Annotated in this window: 15 protein-coding genes; 7 read left to right on the top strand and 8 right to left on the bottom strand. The window is 72.5% G+C overall.

Annotation, left to right across the window (positions count from 1 at the left end; all coding sequences use genetic code 11):
• The first annotated feature begins 4 nt into the window (after nt 1–4).
• Both N7L95_RS01635 and N7L95_RS01630 read left to right on the top strand, forming a co-directional pair.
• The gene (locus N7L95_RS01635; RefSeq protein ID WP_301258081.1) at nt 5–1,321 is read left to right on the top strand and encodes a cobyrinic acid a,c-diamide synthase CobB; all 1,317 of its coding nucleotides are present in this window, start codon (nt 5–7) and stop codon (nt 1,319–1,321) included.
• 102 nt (nt 1,322–1,423) lie between these two features.
• A complete protein-coding gene (locus N7L95_RS01630) occupies nt 1,424–2,875 on the top strand; it encodes a cytochrome P450 (RefSeq protein WP_301258080.1) in 1,452 nt (483 codons plus the stop codon).
• 24 nt (nt 2,876–2,899) lie between these two features.
• On the opposite strand, the gene N7L95_RS01625 is transcribed toward N7L95_RS01630, so the two are convergent.
• From N7L95_RS01625 to cbiB, 3 genes are read right to left on the bottom strand one after another with little or no spacing between them, the layout of a single operon-like run.
• Nucleotides 2,900–3,808, bottom strand: a complete 909-nt coding sequence (locus N7L95_RS01625; RefSeq protein WP_301258079.1) for a cobalamin-binding protein — start codon at nt 3,806–3,808, stop codon at nt 2,900–2,902.
• Nucleotides 3,799–4,860, bottom strand: a complete 1,062-nt coding sequence (locus tag N7L95_RS01620) for a threonine-phosphate decarboxylase (protein WP_301258078.1) — start codon at nt 4,858–4,860, stop codon at nt 3,799–3,801. Before N7L95_RS01620 ends, N7L95_RS01625 begins: the two co-directional genes overlap by 10 nt.
• On the bottom strand, nt 4,857–5,798 hold the full coding sequence (gene cbiB / locus N7L95_RS01615; RefSeq protein ID WP_301258077.1) for an adenosylcobinamide-phosphate synthase CbiB: 942 nt from the start codon (nt 5,796–5,798) through the stop codon (nt 4,857–4,859). The genes N7L95_RS01620 and cbiB overlap by 4 nt, the downstream gene beginning before the upstream one ends.
• A 94-nt stretch (nt 5,799–5,892) precedes the next feature.
• Between cbiB and N7L95_RS01610 the strand changes: the two genes are divergently transcribed.
• Nucleotides 5,893–7,389, top strand: a complete 1,497-nt coding sequence (locus tag N7L95_RS01610; protein ID WP_301258076.1) for a cobyric acid synthase — start codon at nt 5,893–5,895, stop codon at nt 7,387–7,389.
• Nucleotides 7,390–7,454: 65 nt separating this feature from the next.
• Nucleotides 7,455–7,796 carry a hypothetical protein gene (locus N7L95_RS01605; protein ID WP_301258075.1) on the top strand — a complete coding sequence of 114 codons (342 nt, stop codon included), beginning with the start codon at nt 7,455–7,457 and terminating at the stop codon, nt 7,794–7,796.
• A 79-nt stretch (nt 7,797–7,875) separates the two neighbouring features.
• Here the strand turns inward: N7L95_RS01605 and N7L95_RS01600 are convergent, their stop codons facing one another.
• The 5 genes from N7L95_RS01600 to N7L95_RS01580 form a co-directional block, all read right to left on the bottom strand.
• A complete protein-coding gene (locus tag N7L95_RS01600) occupies nt 7,876–8,466 on the bottom strand; it encodes a DUF3592 domain-containing protein (protein ID WP_301258074.1) in 591 nt (196 codons plus the stop codon).
• 108 nt (nt 8,467–8,574) lie between these two features.
• Complete coding sequence (locus N7L95_RS01595) at nt 8,575–10,299, bottom strand: thiamine pyrophosphate-binding protein (protein ID WP_301258073.1); 1,725 nt, start codon at nt 10,297–10,299, stop codon at nt 8,575–8,577.
• Nucleotides 10,296–11,078 (bottom strand): hypothetical protein, encoded by a 783-nt coding sequence (locus N7L95_RS01590; RefSeq protein WP_301258072.1) that lies wholly within the window; start codon nt 11,076–11,078, stop codon nt 10,296–10,298. Before N7L95_RS01590 ends, N7L95_RS01595 begins: the two co-directional genes overlap by 4 nt.
• 52 nt (nt 11,079–11,130) lie before the next feature.
• Complete coding sequence (locus N7L95_RS01585) at nt 11,131–11,328, bottom strand: hypothetical protein (protein WP_301258071.1); 198 nt, start codon at nt 11,326–11,328, stop codon at nt 11,131–11,133.
• A gap of 195 nt (nt 11,329–11,523) precedes the next feature.
• Nucleotides 11,524–12,786, bottom strand: coding sequence for an MFS transporter (locus N7L95_RS01580; RefSeq protein WP_301258070.1), 1,263 nt, complete (start codon nt 12,784–12,786; stop codon nt 11,524–11,526).
• An 82-nt stretch (nt 12,787–12,868) separates the two neighbouring features.
• On the opposite strand from N7L95_RS01580, the gene N7L95_RS01575 reads away from it, so the two are divergent.
• The 3 genes from N7L95_RS01575 (at nt 12,869) to nadA (ending at nt 16,566) form a co-directional block, all read left to right on the top strand.
• Complete coding sequence (locus N7L95_RS01575) at nt 12,869–13,765, top strand: AraC family transcriptional regulator (RefSeq protein ID WP_301258069.1); 897 nt, start codon at nt 12,869–12,871, stop codon at nt 13,763–13,765.
• 269 nt (nt 13,766–14,034) lie between these two features.
• The gene (locus N7L95_RS01570; RefSeq protein WP_301258068.1) at nt 14,035–15,321 is read left to right on the top strand and encodes a roadblock/LC7 domain-containing protein; all 1,287 of its coding nucleotides are present in this window, start codon (nt 14,035–14,037) and stop codon (nt 15,319–15,321) included.
• 132 nt (nt 15,322–15,453) lie between these two features.
• The gene (gene nadA, locus N7L95_RS01565) at nt 15,454–16,566 is read left to right on the top strand and encodes a quinolinate synthase NadA (RefSeq protein ID WP_301258067.1); all 1,113 of its coding nucleotides are present in this window, start codon (nt 15,454–15,456) and stop codon (nt 16,564–16,566) included.
• Nucleotides 16,567–16,577: the final 11 nt, after the last annotated feature.

The raw sequence follows: 16,577 nt of genomic DNA, 5'->3' as shown, positions 1-16,577 counted from the left end.
CGCGATGGCGGGTGGCACCAGGGCACTGCTCATTGCCGGGCCGGCTTCGGGCCAGGGCAAGACCTCCTTCACCTGCGCGCTGGCGCGCCGGCTGGTGGCCGGCGGTGAGCGGGTGCGCGGCTTCAAGATCGGGCCGGACTTCATCGACCCCGGCTTTCTCGCTGCGGCCACCGGCGCGCCGGTGCACAACCTCGACCTGTGGATGGTGGGGGCCGCCGAAAGCGCCCGCCTGCTCGACGCGGCAGCCGCCGAGGCCGACTGGCTGCTGATCGAAGGCGCCATGGGCCTCTACGACGGCGACCCCAGCCCCGCCGACCTGGCCGCCGCCTTCGCGGTGCCGGTGCTGACGCTGATCGACGCCGGCTCGATGGCCGAGACCTTCGGCGCCCTGGCCCTGGGCCTGCACGAATACGGCCGCGGCCGCACCCTGAGCTGGGCCGGCGTGGTGGCCAACCGGGTCGCCAGCCCCAACCATGCGCGCATGCTGCGCGAGAGCCTGCCGCCGCCCCTGCAGTGGGCCGGCCACCTGCAGCGCTGCCAGCAGCCGCTGCCCGAACGCCATTTGGGCCTGGTGCAGGCGCGCGAGCTGGCCAGCGGCCTGCCGCAGATCTGGGCCGGCCTGGATGCCGGGCTGCACCTCGACCTGGGCCTGCTGCGCAGCCTGCCGGCCTGGCGCTGCCCGCCCCAGCCGCCGGCCGCACCGAGGCCGCCGGCCGGCCTGCTGGCCGGCCGCCAGGTGGCGGTGGCGCGCGACGCGGCCTTCTCGTTCTGCTATGAAGCCAACCTGCACCTGCTGGCGACGCTCGGTGCCCGGGTGCAAGCCTTCTCGCCGCTGGCCGACGAGCCGGTGCCCGAAGGCACCGACGCCGTCTACCTGCCAGGGGGCTATCCCGAGCTGCATGCTCCGGCCCTCAGCGGCTGCCATCGCTTCTTCGACAGCCTGCGGCAGCACCATGCCGAGCGGCGCCCCATCGTGGCCGAGTGCGGCGGCATGATGGTGTGCGCCGACACGCTGCGCGACGGCGAAGGCCGCGAGCACCGCATGGCCGGCCTGCTGCCGGCCACCGCGGTCATGGGCAGCCGCCTGGCCGGCATCGGCCTGCACAGCTGGCGCACCGATCATGGCGAGCTGCGCGGCCATGTCTTCCACTACGGCCGCCTCGAAGTGCAGCCCGGCGTGGCGCCGGCCGCACTGACGCAGCCGCGGCGCTACGGCGGGCCGGAGGCGGTCTACCAGGTCGGCTCGCTCACCGCCTCCTTCTTCCACGGCTACTACAGCTCCTGCCCGGCCGCGGCGGCCCAGCTCTTCCTCGGCCCCTGAACGGCGCCAGGGTGATGCCGGCACCTGCGGCCGGCGCTGCCAAACACTGTTCCGCCGCACAGCGGCTGCCGATACTGCAGCTTGCACTTCGGAGGACCTGCCATGGCATTGCCCCAGACCGTTTCCGTTCGCTCCGGCGCCGCGCGCCGGCCGGCCGAGCTGCCCGGCCCGCGCCCCTCGACGCTGTTCGGCCACCTGCTGCAGTTCGACCTGCCCCGGCTGCACCTGCAGCTGGAGGACTGGGCCCGCACCTACGGCCCGGCCTACCGGCTGCAGTTCGGCCGGCGCGACGCGGTGGTGGTGTCCGAGACCGACGCCATCCTGCAGGCGCTGCGGGCCAGGCCCCAGACGTGGCGACGGCTCAGCAGCCTGGAGAAGGTGCTGCACGAGGCCCGCATCCGCGGTGTCTTCTCGGCGGAAGGCCAAGCCTGGCGGCGGCAGCGCCGCATCGTCATGGCCGCGCTGGACCCGGGCCACCTGCGCCGCTTCTTCCCGGCGCTGCAGCGTGTCACCGGGCGGCTGCAGCAGCACTGGATGCAGGCGGCCCGCGAAGGGCGCCGCTTCGACCTGCAGGCCGAGCTGATGCGCTACACGGTGGACGTGACCGCCGGCCTGGCCTTCGGTGTCGACATGAACACCATCGAGCAGCAGCACAGCGAGCTGCATGCGCACCTGGACCAGGTCTTCCCCACCATCTTCCGCCGCCTCAACAGCCCACTGGCCTACTGGCGCGTGCTGCGGCTGCCACGCGACCGCGAGTTCGATCGCCACATCGACGGCGTGCACCGCGTCGTGCGCCAGCTGATGGACGCAGCCCGCCACCGGCTGGAGGCGCGCGGCGGCGCTGCCACGGAACCGGCCGACCTGCTGGAAGCCCTGCTGCTGGCTCGCGACGATGAGGGACGCCCCATGCCGGAGGACGAGGTTGCCGGCAACGTGTTCACCATGCTGCTGGCCGGCGAGGACACCACCGCCAACTCGCTGGCCTGGACGCTCTACCTGCTGCACACCCACCCTGCGGCCTGGCAGCGCCTGGTGGAGGAAGCCGACAGCGTGCTGGCGCCGGCGACCCTGCCCGGCCGCATCGAGGACGCCGCGGCGCTGCCATGGGCCGAAGCCTGCGTGAACGAGGCGATGCGCCTGCATCCGGTGGCCCCGCTGAACGAGCTGGAAGCCTGCGAGGACACCCGCCTGGGCGACCTGCTGCTGCCGCGCGGCACGCTGCTCTTCTGCCTCACGCGCATGGGCGCGGTGGACGAGCGGCAGCTGGAGCACGGCAGCGACTTCCGGCCCGAGCGCTGGCTGGCCAGCGATCCGCCAGCGGCCGGCGCTTCGCCCAAGCGGCTGTCGATGCCCTTCGGCGCCGGGCCGCGGCTGTGCCCCGGCCGCTACCTGGCGATGCTGGAGATGCGCATGCTGCTGGGTATGCTGGCGCGCAACTTCGAGCTGGCGGAAGTGGGCACCGCCGACGGCTTGCCGCCGCGCGAGCAGATGGCCTTCGCGATGCGGCCGGTCGGGCTGCAGATGCGCCTGGCGCCGCGGCAGTGGCACTAGCTGCCGGCTGGCGGGCCGCCGGCCTCAGCGCGGCCGCTTGCGCCGCGCCGCCTCGAGTGCCGCGCAGAGCTGCTCGGCGCCCAGCAGGATGCGCGGGGTCGGCCGGTTGATGAGGTCGCCGTCGATGGCCACCAGGTTCTGCCGCGCCACCGCCTGCAGCCGGCCGAAGCGCTTCCAGCTGTCCAGGCCGACTGCGGCTGCCTCGCTGCGGGTGGCCCCCATGGCAGCGCCGAGGATGACTTCCGGGTCGGCCTGCAGCACCGCTTCGTCGGCCAGGGTGGGCACCAGCTGGTCCAGCGAGCCGAACACGTTGACGCCGCCGCACAGGCGGATCACGTCGCTCACCATGTGCTGGTCGTTCAAGGTCATCAGCGGGTTGCGCCACACCTGGTAGAAGGTGCGCACCGGGGCCCGGCCGGCATGCTGCTCCCGCAGGAGCTGCAAGCGGGCGCGGAAACGGGCCGCCTCGGCACGCGCCGTGTCCTCGCTGCCCAGCAGCCGGCCGAGCCGCTCGATGGAGGTGGCGATCCCCTCCAGGCGGCGCGGCTCGCTCTGGTACATCGGCACGCCCAGCTCGCGCAGCTTGTCGAGCTGGCGCTGTGCATTGCCGTGCCGCCAGACCACGATCAGGTCGGGCTTCAGCGCGGCAATGGCCTCCAGGTCCAGCGCCTTGTTGTTGCCGATCTGCCGGATGGCACGGGCCGCCTCCGGGTAGTCGCTGTAGGCCACCACCCCCACCAGGCGCGCGCCGCCGCCAGCGGCAAAGACCAGCTCGGTGGCATGCGGGGCGACGCTGATCACGCGGCGAGCCGGTGCCGGCAGCGCCACGGTGTGGCCGTGGTCATCCTCCACGCTCACCGGCGCGGCCGTCGCCGCGGCGGCCAGCACAAGGGCGCACAACAGCCCGGCCAGCCGGGGCAGGTTCATTCGCATGGATCGATCTCTTTCCTCAGGGCAGCCAGCGCCTCCTCCAGGCGCTCGAAGCCCGCCTCGTCGGCGGGCAGGCCGATGCGCATCGCCTGGTAAGGCCGCGGCTGCTGCAGGTCGAACAGACGGGTCCAGATGCCCCGCTGCGCCAGGCCTTCGTGCAGCGCGCGCGCCCGCGGGGTGCGAACGGTGCAGAACAGCGCGCTGCCGGTGGGATGCAGGCCATGCGCCTCGAGCAGGCCGGCCAGCTGCAGCGACGCGGCAGCCAGCCAGCGGCGGGCGTCCTGCTGCCAGCCGGTATCGCGCAGGGCCGCCACCGCCAGCTGCAGCCCCGGCCCGTTGACGGACCAGGGGCCCATCTCGGCCCGCAGGGCGTCGAGCCAGTGTGGCGCGGCCAGCACCGCGCCAACCCGCAGCCCAGCCAGGCCATAGAACTTGCCCAGCGAACGCAGCACCAGCGTGTTGGGCAGTGCCAGGCAGGCGAGGCTGGCCGCCGCCGCCTCGGCATCGAGGAAGGCCTCGTCCACCACCAGCAGCCGGCAGCGCGCCGCCAGCGCCTGCAGCTGCGGCAGATCGAAGCGCTCGCCGGTGGGGTTGTTCGGGGAGGCCAGCACCCGCACGTCGGCTTCGCCCTCGCCCAGCTCATGGCCTTCGCACAAGGTCACGGCATGGCCTTCGAGCGCCCAGCGGGCGGCATGCTCGCCATAGCCCGGCGCCAGCACCCGGCAGCGCGCGCTGCCGTGCAGGCGGCGCCAGACCCGCGGCAAGGCCTGGATCACCGCCTGCGAACCGGGCACCGGCCAGGCCCCTGCACCGTAGTGCGCTTCGAAGGCGGCCAGCACCTCGGCATCCGGCGTCGGCAGGTCGCGCCAGACAGCGGCGCCCAGGCGCGCCGCGGCCTCGGCCGCGGGCCAGGGCCGCGGGTTGATGCCGGTGGACAGGTCGAGCCAGCCGGCCGCCGGTGCGTCATACAGCCGGCGGGCGCGGGCCAGGTCGGCACCGTGCGGCACCTGCGGCCAGGGGGAAGCCGCGGTGGCGGCATGGGGGGGAAGGATCATCGTGTCAGTCCGACATGCAGCACGGTCAGCACCACCAGCCACAGCAACAGCGCGCTGGCCACCAGCGCGAGTGCCCGGCCCACATCGCCGCCCTCCGGCAGGCGGCCGGCGCCAAGCACCGGGCGCTGCTCGAGCCGGCCGTGGTAGTGCGCCGCACCGCCCAGCTTGAGTCCCAGCGCACCGGCGCCGGCGGCCATCACCGGCCCGGCGTTCGGGCTGTCCCACAGCGGGGCCTGGTGGCGCCAGCACCACAGGGCCAGGCGGGTGTAGCCCAGCCCGGCATAGCTCAGCGCGGTCAGGCGGGCCGGCAGCCAGTTGAGGAGATCGTCCAGCCGCGCCGCGGCCCAGCCGTAGTGCAGGTAGCGCTCGGTCCGGTAGCCCCACATGGCATCCAGCGTGTTGGCCAGCCGGAACAACAGGGCGCCCAGGCCGCCGCCAACGGCAAACCAGAACAAGGTGCCGAACACTGCGTCGTTGCCGTTCTCCAGCGTGGATTCGATGGCCGCACCGGCCACCGCAGCGGCGCCCAGCCCGCTGCAGTCGCGCGTGACGATGCGCTGCACCGCGCCACGCGCCGCCGCCAGGTCGCCCCGCAGCAAGGCCTGGCGCACCGGCCACACATGCTCCTGCAGGCTTCGTGCGCCGAGCGCGAAGTACAGCGCCAGGCCGTCGGCCATCCAGCGCGCCGCCGCGGGCAGCGCATGGCGGGCCGCGCCGTAGGCGGCCGCGATACCGACCAGCAGCAGCAGCCAGCCCAGCAGGCCCTGCCAGCGGCGGCCGCGGTTGAGCCGCTGCTCCAGCCAGGCCGCCGCCCGGCCGAAGCCGACCAGCGGATGCCAGCGCGTGGGCTCGCCCAGCAACACGTCGGCCGCCACGCCCAGCAGCAGCGCCCAGGCCCATTCGCGGTCGGTGAGGAGGGTCAGCAGATCGAGGTTCATGCGCCGCGTCGCCGCAAGCCGCGGCGGGATCGGACAAAAAAGAAGCGCCTGCTCCAGGGAGGGCGCCATGCAGCCGCAAATCATAATGGCGGCCATGCCCTCCTCGTCACGAAAGAACGATTTCTACACCCGCTTCAGCGGCAGCTTGATGGTGCAGGGCTGCACCAGCGACGCCGGCAAGTCCACCCTGGTGGCGGCGCTCGGGCGCATCTTCCGGCGCCACGGCCGCCGCGTGGCGCCGTTCAAGCCGCAGAACATGGCGCTCAACTCCGCGGTGACGGAAGACGGCGGCGAGATCGGCCGGGCCCAGGCGCTGCAGGCGCAGGCCTGCGGGCTGGCACCGCACACCGACATGAACCCGGTGCTGCTCAAGCCCAACAGCGACACCGGTGCGCAGGTCATCATCCAGGGCCGGGCGCGCTTCAATGCCGACGCACTGGCCTACCACGAGTACAAGCCGCTCGCCATGCCCTACGTGCTGCAGAGCCACCAGCGCCTGCGCGACGCCCACGAGGTGGTGCTGGTGGAAGGCGCCGGCAGCCCCGCGGAAGTCAACCTGCGCGAGCGCGACATCGCCAACATGGGCTTCGCCGAGGCGGTCGACTGCCCGGTGATCCTGGTGGCCGACATCGACCGTGGCGGCGTGTTCGCCCACCTGCTGGGCACGCTGGCCTGCCTGAGCGCCAGCGAGCAGGCGCGCATCCGTGGTTTCGTGATCAACCGCTTCCGTGGCGACCTGCGGCTGCTGCAACCCGGCCTCGACTGGCTGCAGGCCCGCACCGGCAAGCCGGTGCTGGGCGTGCTGCCCTACCTGCAGGGCCTGGCGCTGGACGCGGAAGACGCCCTCCCCCGCGAGCCACAGCCCGGCCATGCGGCCGGGCGGCTGAAGGTGGTGGTGCCGGTGCTGCCGCGCATCTCGAACCACACCGACCTCGATGCACTGCGCCTGCATCCGCAGGTCGAGCTGGTGCTGGCCGGCCCCGGCCAGCCGCTGCCGGCGGCCGACCTGGTGGTGCTGCCCGGCAGCAAGAGCGTGCAGTCCGACCTGCGCGAGCTGCGCGCCCGCGGCTGGGACCAGGCGCTGCAGCGCCACCTGCGCTATGGCGGCAAGCTGGTGGGCCTGTGCGGCGGCATGCAGATGCTGGGCCGCTGGCTGCACGACCCACAGGGCATCGAGGGGCCGGCCGGCTCGCTCCCGGGCCTCGGCCTGCTGGCGCTGGAAACCACGCTGGCCGGCGACAAGCAGCTGCGCCGCGTGAGCGGCCATCTGTGTGGCAGTGGTGCAGCAGTGCGGGGCTACGAGATCCATGCCGGTGTCAGCGAGGGTGCGGCCCTCGCCCATCCAGCGGTGCAGCTGGACGACGGCCGCAGCGACGGCGTGGCCGATCCGGGCGGCCAGATCCTCGCCACCTATGTGCACGGCCTGTTCGACACCCCCGAGGCGCTCGACGCGCTGCTGGCCTGGGCCGGCCTGCAGCAGCGCCAGCCGCTCGACCTCGACGCACTGCGCGAACACAGCCTGGAGCGGCTGGCCGATGCCACCGAGGCGGCCCTGCACGGCCCGGCCCTGCATGATGCCTTGATGGCCTGAGCGCGCCCGGCGCGGGCACAAGGCTTGCAGCCTCTCTGCCAGATGCAGGCAGCAGGAGGCAAGCGATGGACTGGCTCGATCACCTCGCGCACTTTTTCGTCGCGGCCCTGGCAGTCAACGGGCTGCCGCACTTCGTCAACGGCTTGAGCGGCCGGCGCTTCCCCACCCCTTTCGGCCACCCGCCGGCCGTGGGCGACTCGCGGCCGCTGGTCAACGTGCTGTGGGCGGTGGCCAATTTCCTGCTGGCCTGGGTGCTGTGGCAGGCCAGCGAGCCACCGCGGGCCGGGCAGTCGACCGACCTGCTGCCGATGTGGGCGGGCGGCATCCTGACGGCGCTGGCCCTGAGCGCGCATTTCTCGCGCGTGCGCCGGCGCAAGGTGCGGCGCCTGGGGCACCACCTGGCCTGAGCCGCAGCCGGCCCGTGCGCACCGCCCGGGCCAGCGCTGAGCGCCTGCAGCCTGGCGGGCCGGCGCTGGCCGGCTTCGGCTAGAGCACCTTGGCCACGTCTTCCAGCAAACGGTCGTGGGCGCGCACCCCCAGCGCCGCCAAGGTGGCACAAGCCGAGGCCAGCAGCACTCCCAGGACCTCCAGCCAGTCCGGCACCTCCACGTCGGCCCCCAGCAGCACGCCATGCAGGGCCAGCAGCAGGCCGAGCAGGAGCAGTGGCAGGCCGGCCAGCGCGTAGAGCAGGCAGTCGCGGTTCACGCCGGCCAGGATGGTCGATTCGGCCGGCCGGTGCGGATCGAAATGCACCGCGATGACCGAGCCCGATTGCAGCCGGTTGAAGATGCCCTTGTGCAGCAGCCGGCGGCCCGAGGGCGAGTAGCAATGGTGGATGCGCTCGCCTTCGATCGCCGCGCCCGCCACCTCGTAGCTGTAGCGCACCAGCACCCGAAAGCTCGCGCTGCGGCTGCGCGCCGCTTGCAGGCTGGTGAGCCGCAGCGTGGCCGGAGCGCGTTGCCAGGCTGCCGCGCGGCGTGCCAGCCACACCATCGGCAAGCGAGTGCCGGCCAGCCAGGCGCCCCAGGCGACCAGCGTCGCCGCGAGCAGCAGTTCGAGCACGATGGCCACATTCATTGCCAGACCTCCGTTGCATCTGCACGGCCGCCCACCGGCGGCACTGTGTTCCTGCCGGGCGCCTGCGGGCGCCTCCTGTGCGGGCCTGCCATCGCCGGCCCGTGCGCCTCACCGCCCCGCCTGCCGGGCCAGCGCCGCTGCGCGGATGCCGCTGAGCGTGGCGCGGCTGGTGCTGATCTCGGCATCGAGCTTCAGGTGCAGCAGCGTCGGCAGCGGGCCATCCAGCGCCTGCCGGAACGCCGGCTCGAACTCCGCCGTCTGCGCCACCAGCGTGGACGACCAGCCATAGGCACGGGCCAGCAGCGCAAAGTCGGGGTTGAACAGGTCGCTGCCCGACACGCGCCCCGGGTACTCGCGCTCCTGGTGCATGCGGATGGTGCCGTAGGTGCCGTTGTCGACCACCACGACGATGGGACGCGCGCCGTAGCCGGTGGCGGTGGCGAGTTCCTGCCCCGTCATCAGGAAGTCGCCGTCGCCGGCGATGTTGATCACCGTGCGCTGCGGCTGCAGCAGGCTGGCGGCAACGGCCGCCGGCACGCCGTAGCCCATGGCGCCGGAGGTCGGCGCGAGCTGGCTGCGTCCGCCCGCGGCCAGGGCGGGATATTGGTAGTAGCGGTGCAGCCAGCCGGAGTAGTTGCCGGCGCCGTTGGTGAAGATGGCGTCCTCCCGGCCGCTCTCGCGCAGCACGCGCTGCATGGTCTTGACCACCTCGGCCAGGTCGAGTGGCCCGGCGGCCGGGGTGGGTTCCAGGTTGGCCTGGTAGTCGGCCTGCGCTGCCGCGGTCCATCCGGCCCACGCCACGCTGGGCGGCGCCGCGAGCGTCTCCAGCGCCTTGGCGGCGCAGGCCATCGAGGCCTGCAGCAGCAGGTCGGCCGCATAGACGCGGCCCAGCTCCTCGGCACCCGCGTGAAGGTGGACCAGCTTCTGGCGCGGCCGCGGTGCCTCGATGAGGGTGTAGCCACCGGTGGTCATCTCGCCGAGCCGGGCGCCGATGGCTATGACCAGGTCGGCATCGCGGATGCGCTGCGCCAGCCGCGGGTTGATGCCGATGCCCACATCGCCCGCGTACTGCGGGTGCCGGTTGTCGAACAGGTCCTGGAAGCGGAAGGCGCAGCCCACCGGCAGCTGCCAGTTCTCGGCGAAGCGCTGCAGTGCCTTGCAGGCCTCGGCATCCCAGCCGCTGCCACCGGCAATGACGAAGGGCCGCTCGGCCTCCAGCAGCAGGCCGCGCAGCTGCCGCAGCGCACCCGGCGCGGGCCAGGCCAGCGCCGGCTCCACGCGCGGCAGCACCGGCACCTCGATCGGCGTCGTCAGCATGTCCTCCGGCAGCGCCAGCACCACCGGTCCCGGCCGGCCCTGCATGGCGACATGGAAAGCCCGCGCGACGTATTCGGGCAGGCGCTCCGGGCGGTCGACCTCGGCCACCCACTTGGCGAAAGCGCCGGTGCTGGGGCCGAACATCGCGCGGTAATCCACCTCCTGGAAGGCCTCGCGGTCACGCATGTCCGAGCCGACCTGGCCGACGAACAGGATCATCGGCGTGGAATCCTGGAAGGCGGTGTGCAGGCCGATGCTCGCGTTGGTGGCACCCGGCCCGCGGGTGACGAAGCAGATGCCCGGCCGGCCACTGAGCTTGCCCTGGGCCTCGGCCATGAAGGCCGCGCCGCCCTCCTGGCGGCAGGCGACGAAGCGGATGCGTTCGCGGTGCTCGTAGAAGCCGTCGAGCACGGCCAGGAAGCTCTCGCCGGGCACGCCGAAGGCAGTGTCCACGCCTTGCGCCAGCAAGGCTTCGACAAGGGCGTGGCCGGCTGGGCGCGACTGGTTCTGGGTCATGCGGTCTCCTGCGGTGCGGCCGCGGGGGTGGCTGCGGCCAAGGGGACATCGAAGGGCGGCACCGCCGCTTGTGGCGGCGGCAGCCGGACGTATTTCACGTTGAGCGTGGTGGACTCGGTGTAGCGCAGCACCAGGTAGTCACCGTCGATCGGGTAGAAGCGCTCGGTGCCGTCGTCGCTCTCGCCCTCGCCGCGGTCGGCGGCCAGCCGCCGCCGGCGCACGCTCTGCAGCACCAGGCGGTCGAGGTCACCGGCGGGCGTCATGAAATAGTCGTCCAGCACGCCCACGTAGACCCAGGACTCGCGGCCGATGTCCACCACCGCCGACACCAGGATCAGGTCGGGCACCGCGTCGGCCGGGAAGTCGGCGCCGCTCAGCAGGTAGTACCAGGGCGCCTCGTTGAAGCGCAGCACCGCACCGAGCCGGGTGCCCCAGCGGTCCCAGCGCCGCGCGCTGACCGCGCGCCGCGCCAATGGCGGCAGCAGCCACGACGAGAGGTACAGCGAAACGAAGTAGGCGGCCAGCCAGCCCGACTGCGCACCGAGCCGGTGGCTGGCCTCGCGCTGCGCCTCGGGGTGGGAGCCGATCAGGTCGAGCAGCAGGCTGAGCTGGAAGTGCTGGTCGAAGCACAGCGCGGCCAGCGTGATCCAGACGATGTGCAGCAGGGTGGCCAGGATGGTCGCCTCGGTGGCGACCCGGCCGAAGGGCGAGGCATCGAGCACGGTGCGCTCGACCCGTTTGAAGCGGACCCGGACCAGGAAACCGGGAAGAACCAGCAAGAAAACAATGACCGCGGGGAGCGCAATGTTCACGTGCTGGCGGCGCGGCCGGTCAGGCTGCCTTGGGGACGACTTCCGGCTGCACCTGGAAGGACCGTCCGTCCTTCGCCTTCACGGTGATGACCGGTGCTGATGTCCGATGCTGCCCTGCCGGGCGGGCGCCCTGTGAGAGCAGGAAGGACATCAGCTGACCGCTCGCATCGGGGTCCTGCAGCAGCAGGCGGGCTCGGTCGGACTTGAGGGCTTTCATGGCGTGGGGCGCAATGCAGGCGCGAACTCGAAGTGCGCCCACTATGCCAGAAAGCGGCGCCGGAATCAGGCCCCCCGGCAACAGCCGCTGCGGGCGGCCCGGCCGGCGGGGGTGTGCGCACCTCGGGCGGCCCGGCTGCGGCCGGTGCGTCTCGCGGCCAGGCGCCAGGGTCCGCCCGCCGTCCTGCGACGCGGCTCAGGCGGCCTGTGCCATCACCCTCCTCGCCTGCGCGCGCTGCCGCTGCCCCACCGCCGCCGCCGACAGCACGCTGAGCGCCAGCGCGGCCCCCGCGCCGTAGAACACCGACGACAGCAGGCCACGGTCCAGCATCGCGCCGAACACCGGCGCGGCCACCGCGAAGCCCAGGTCGAGGCCGGAATACACGGTGCCGTAGACCCGGCCAGTCGCCCCCGGCGGTGCGGCACGCTTGATCAGCATGTCGCGCGACGGCCCGGCCAGGCCGGTGCCGAGGCCCGCCAGGCAGGCAATCACCATCGCGGCCATGCCGCCCGGCAGCCCGGAGCCGGCCAGCGCCAGCAAGACCGCCCCGCCCAGCAAGGTGACGCTGATGGTCAGCTCCAGTCGCTGCACCCGGGCCACCAGGAAGCCACCGGCCACCATGCCGGCCGCGCCGCACAGCATGTAGCCCGTCACCACCATCGACGTCAGCTCCGCCGGCAGGCCGTAGAGCTGCTGCAGCACCGGGCTGGCGAAGTTCTGCACCGCGCTCATCGCGCAGGTCGACCAGAAGAAGAAGGAGAAGCAGAGCCACACCGAAGGCAGTGCCAGGAAGGCCAGCGGATGCTCGGCCTGCGCCGCTGCGGAGGCCTTGCGCGTCTCATGGCCCCAGCTGCCCTGGCGGTCGTCGATCGCGTCGCGCTGCCAGACCAGCACAGCCAGCACCAGGGCCGCCACGCCGGCCGCGCACACGCAGGCCAGGCGCCAGGAGTGCGCCTCGCTGAACTTGGTCAGGCCCACCAGGAACAGCGGCGCCATGGCCCAGCCCAGGTTGCCGGTGATGCCATGCACCGAGAAGGCATGGCCCAGCCGCGCCGCCGAGACGCGCTTGTTCAGGATGGTGAAGTCGGCCGGATGGAAAGGCGCGTTGCCCAGGCCGGCCAGGGCCGATGCCAGCACCAGGCCCGTGTAGCCCTGGGCCGAGGCCGCCGCCAGTGCGGCCGCCACGAAGCAGCTCAGCGCGCCGAACAGCACCGGCCGGGCGCCGACCCGGTCCACCAGGAAACCCGCCAGCGCCTGCCCGACGCCGGAAATGACGAAAAACACGCTGCTCAGCATGCCCAGCTGCAGCCAAGTCACGCCGAACTCGCTGATGAACCAGGGAAACAGCGGCGGCAGCAGCAGGTGGAAGAAGTGCGAGGTCCCGTGGGCCAGGCCGATCAGGCCGATGGTGCGCGCGTCCTGCCGTAGCGGAACGCTCGATGTGTGGGCAGAGGTCATGTCGATCAGAAGTAGTTCGTCCTCATGGTAGGCATTCGTTGTCCGGCTCGATTACGATAGAAAGACAAACTCTGTCGAGAAGATGCCAAAGCCGCCACCCGCCTCCCGCCCGCGCCGCAGCCGGGTGCTCGAACAGGTCCCGGCCCTCACGCCGCACCTCTATGTGCCGACCGCCGAGCGACCGGTGCGCGGCAAGCTGCATCGCATGCAGGCCGACACCGAGGTGGCGACCCACACCCACCCCTGGGCCCAGCTGACCTTCTCCGCCACCGGCGTGGTGAGGCTGAGCACGGCCGACAGCACCTACATCGTGCCGCCGACGCGCGCCGTCTGGGTGCCGTCTGGCGTGGCGCATGCCGTCACCGTGCTGGAGGACGCCGACCTGCGCACCGTCTACATCCGCCAGCGGCCCGGCCGCTGCGGCCCGGAAGTGGACCCAAAGTCCGAGGCCGAGTGGCGCCAGTGCCGGGTGCTCGACGTGTCGCCCCTGTTGCGCGCGCTGGTGCTGGAGCTCGACACCCGGCCCGACCAGGGCGGCGGCTGCGAGCCGGCCGTGCTGGTGCGCGAGCAGCACCTGGGCGCGTTGGTGCTGGACGAACTGCGCCGGGCCCAGGCGGTGCGCCTGGGCGTGGACCTGCCGGACGACAAGCGCCTGCGCGCGCTGTGCCAGGCGGTGCTGCAGCAACCCACCCGGCATGAGACCCTGGACGGCTGGGCGCGCGACGCCGGGGCCAGCCCGCGCACCATGGCACGGCTGTTCCGGCAGGAGCTGGGCACCACCTTCCTGGCCTGGCGACAGCAGGTGCTGCTGGCCAAGGCCTTGTCGCTGGCAGCGCGCAAGCTGCCGATGAGCCACATTGCGGCCGAACTCGGCTATGCCAGCCCGAGCGCCTTCACGGCCATGGTGCGGCGCTCGGTCGGCATGCCGCCGAGCCGGTTCTTCGGCGCCCAGGCCGAAAGCGCCGAAGCCGCGGCCTGAGGGGGCGGCCCCCCACTCCCTTCACCCGCGGCCGCTGCAGCTTGGCCGCCTGCGCCCCTACCGCATGGCCACCTTCGGTCCCCTGGCGGCGACCGCTGGAACCGCCGACCCCGCTTTTGGGGGATGGGCCGCACCGCGGCCCTGCCTACACTGCCAGGGAACCTGGCCGGGCCGGGCGAATGCCAGCGCGCCGCATCGGCCCGATGCAGGCACGTCAAGTGCTCCATAGTCCGTCAGATTCACCAGCCCCCCCACCTGAGGATGCGACCATGCTGAGTTCCCTGTTCGGCGACCTGGGCGCCCCGAGCGACCCGCGCGAGGCGCGGCGGGCCGCCCACAGCGCCGATTTCGCCGCAACCGCCATCCTCGAAAGCACGGCCACCGAGGTCAACGACCGTGGCCAGATCATCGACAAGCACACCCGCGACCTGTTCGTCGTGGGCTCGCCGGCCGAAGCGATCCGCCAGCACCTCTCGGCCACCCGAGCCGACCTGGGCGCCGCCACCCGCCAGATCACCCTGTTCGACCCCGGTCGCATGTGGGCGTCCAGCGTCATCAAGGCGCTGTCCGACGCTTCCGGCCAGCCGGTCGAGCGGCTGCAGCTGCGCCACCAGGACACGCTGGCCACCATCGCCATGATCGAGCGCACGGCACTGCGCCGCCGCCTCGACGAGCCCCTGAAGATCTACCACATCGACCTGCGCGAGCCGGGCGGCGATGCCCGCGCCATCTCGGTGGCGCTGATGGAGAGCAGCCACCTCACCGCAGTGGTGCTCACGCCGGTGTCGGCCGCGGCCCTGGACGAGATGCTGTCCATGCTGCAGGAGGCCACCCGCAGCGCGCACTGGCGCTGCCCTCACCTGCTGTTCCTGCTGTGTGCCTCGGCAGCGCAGTACGCGCCGCGCATCGCGGCCAGTGCCTGGCCGGAGCGCCTGAACGTGATGGTGACGACCGAGCCACTCACCAGCGCCTCCGGCCTGTGGAACAGCGTGCTGGGCAGCTGGAACCAGGTGAAGTCGCAGGCACAGTGGGAGGACAAGGTAACGCCCGGTGCGCTGGGCGAGACCGAGTTTCCGATCAAGGTGGCCGACCTTGGCCTGCCGCCCACCGGCCGGGTGGTGGCGCCGTCCCAGGCCACGGCGACCGGCGTGCAGGTGGACGCGGCGGTGCGCCCGGCCACGCCGGACGGCGGCCGCATCGCCCGAGCACTGGCGCAGCTGCTGCAGGTGGAGGGCATGCTGGGCTGCTGCGTGGTGGATGCCAGCAGCGGCCTGCTGCTGGGCAGCGAGCTGGCCAACGAAGCCGCGGGCCTGAACCTGGAGCTGGCCGCCGCCAGCCAGACCGAGGTGATGAAGGCCCACCGCCGCGCCGCGCGCGACATGGGTTCGGGCGAGCGGATCGACGAGATCATCGTCACCCATGCCCGCCGCCACCAGGTGCTGCGGACGGTCTCGGCCCATCCCGAGCTGTTCTTCCTGGCGGTGCTGGACAAGCAGCGCACCAACCTCGCGCTGGCCCGCTTCAAGATCCTGGACGCGGAGAAGTCGCTGGGCTGAGCCGGCCCCGGCACGATGCCAGCGGCGCGATGGCGGGCCAAACCCGGGTCGCCGGCGCCATCGTGGCCGCTCCGCTACCATTGGCTGGTCCCACGATAGCCGCCGCACGGGCTCGCGCCCGGAATTCGCGCCATGAACCAAGTGATCTTCGACTACACGCGCCAGGACTCGTCCGGCGCGAGCTGCACCGCCCATGCCTGGGCCAAGGTGCCCGAACCCCTCACCCCCGAGCAGCGCACCGACTGGAAAGCGCGCGCCAAGGCCTTGCTGAAGCAGCACGATGCGGTGCTGGTGGCCCATTACTACGTGGACGGCGACCTGCAGGACCTGGCGCTGGAGACCGGCGGCTGCGTGGCCGATTCGCTCGAGATGGCCCGCTTCGGCCGCGACCATCCGAGCCAGACACTGGTGGTGGCCGGCGTGCGCTTCATGGGTGAGAGCGCCAAGATCCTGTCGCCGCACAAGCGGGTGCTGATGCCCGACCTCGACGCCACCTGCTCGCTCGACCTGGGCTGCCCGGCGGAGGACTTCGCCGCCTTCTGCGACGCCCACCCGGACCGCAAGGTGGTGGTCTACGCCAACACCAGCGCGGCGGTGAAGGCACGCGCCGACTGGATGGTCACCAGCTCCTGCGCGCTGGCCATCGTGCGCCACCTGAAGGACCAGGGTGAGAAGGTGCTGTGGGCCCCCGACCGCCACCTGGGCCGCTACATCCAGGAGCAGACCGGCGCCGACATGCTGATGTGGAACGGGGCCTGCATCGTGCACGACGAGTTCAAGGGCCTGGAGCTCGACCTGCTGAAGCAGGCCCACCCCGGCGCCCGGGTGCTGGTGCACCCGGAGTCGCCGTCCAGCGTGGTGGCGCAGGCCGACGTGGTGGGCTCCACCTCGCAGCTGCTCAACGCGGTGGTCAACTCCGACGCGCAGACCTTCATCGTCGCCACCGACAACGGCATCCTGCACCGCATGCGCCAGCTGGCCCCGGGCAAGACGCTGATCGAGGCGCCCACCGCCGGCAACAGCGCCACCTGCAAGAGCTGCGCGCACTGCCCATGGATGGCGATGAACGCGCTGCAGGGCGTGGTGGCCTGCCTGGAGCAGGGCAGCGGCGAGATCTCGGTGCCTGAGCCGGTGCGCAGCCAGGCGCTCGGCTGCATCGACCGCATGCTGGACTTCGTCGCCCGCAACCCGGCCAGCATCGCCAAGCCGGCCCAGGGCTTCGTGCCCAACGTCGGCGCGGCCTGAGCGCCGGTCCT

Source organism: Eleftheria terrae (assembly GCF_030419005.1).
Classification (GTDB): Bacteria; Pseudomonadota; Gammaproteobacteria; order Burkholderiales; family Burkholderiaceae_C; genus Caldimonas; species Caldimonas terrae.
Note: the sequence above shows the minus strand (reverse complement) of the source record. Positions and strands in the feature narration are given on the sequence as shown.

Bases quoted from the DNA above. Each gene is read 5' to 3' on its own strand.
- N7L95_RS01635 (WP_301258081.1), top strand. From the start codon at position 5: ATGGCGGGTGGCACCAGGGCACTGCTCATTGCCGGGCCGGCTTCGGGC.
- N7L95_RS01630 (WP_301258080.1), top strand. From the start codon at position 1,424: ATGGCATTGCCCCAGACCGTTTCCGTTCGCTCCGGCGCCGCGCGCCGG.
- N7L95_RS01625 (WP_301258079.1), bottom strand. From the start codon at position 3,808: ATGCGAATGAACCTGCCCCGGCTGGCCGGGCTGTTGTGCGCCCTTGTG.
- N7L95_RS01620 (WP_301258078.1), bottom strand. From the start codon at position 4,860: ATGATCCTTCCCCCCCATGCCGCCACCGCGGCTTCCCCCTGGCCGCAG.
- cbiB (WP_301258077.1), bottom strand. From the start codon at position 5,798: ATGAACCTCGATCTGCTGACCCTCCTCACCGACCGCGAATGGGCCTGG.
- N7L95_RS01610 (WP_301258076.1), top strand. From the start codon at position 5,893: ATGCCCTCCTCGTCACGAAAGAACGATTTCTACACCCGCTTCAGCGGC.
- N7L95_RS01605 (WP_301258075.1), top strand. From the start codon at position 7,455: ATGGACTGGCTCGATCACCTCGCGCACTTTTTCGTCGCGGCCCTGGCA.
- N7L95_RS01600 (WP_301258074.1), bottom strand. From the start codon at position 8,466: ATGAATGTGGCCATCGTGCTCGAACTGCTGCTCGCGGCGACGCTGGTC.
- N7L95_RS01595 (WP_301258073.1), bottom strand. From the start codon at position 10,299: ATGACCCAGAACCAGTCGCGCCCAGCCGGCCACGCCCTTGTCGAAGCC.
- N7L95_RS01585 (WP_301258071.1), bottom strand. From the start codon at position 11,328: ATGAAAGCCCTCAAGTCCGACCGAGCCCGCCTGCTGCTGCAGGACCCC.
- N7L95_RS01580 (WP_301258070.1), bottom strand. From the start codon at position 12,786: ATGACCTCTGCCCACACATCGAGCGTTCCGCTACGGCAGGACGCGCGC.
- N7L95_RS01575 (WP_301258069.1), top strand. From the start codon at position 12,869: ATGCCAAAGCCGCCACCCGCCTCCCGCCCGCGCCGCAGCCGGGTGCTC.
- N7L95_RS01570 (WP_301258068.1), top strand. From the start codon at position 14,035: ATGCTGAGTTCCCTGTTCGGCGACCTGGGCGCCCCGAGCGACCCGCGC.
- nadA (WP_301258067.1), top strand. From the start codon at position 15,454: ATGAACCAAGTGATCTTCGACTACACGCGCCAGGACTCGTCCGGCGCG.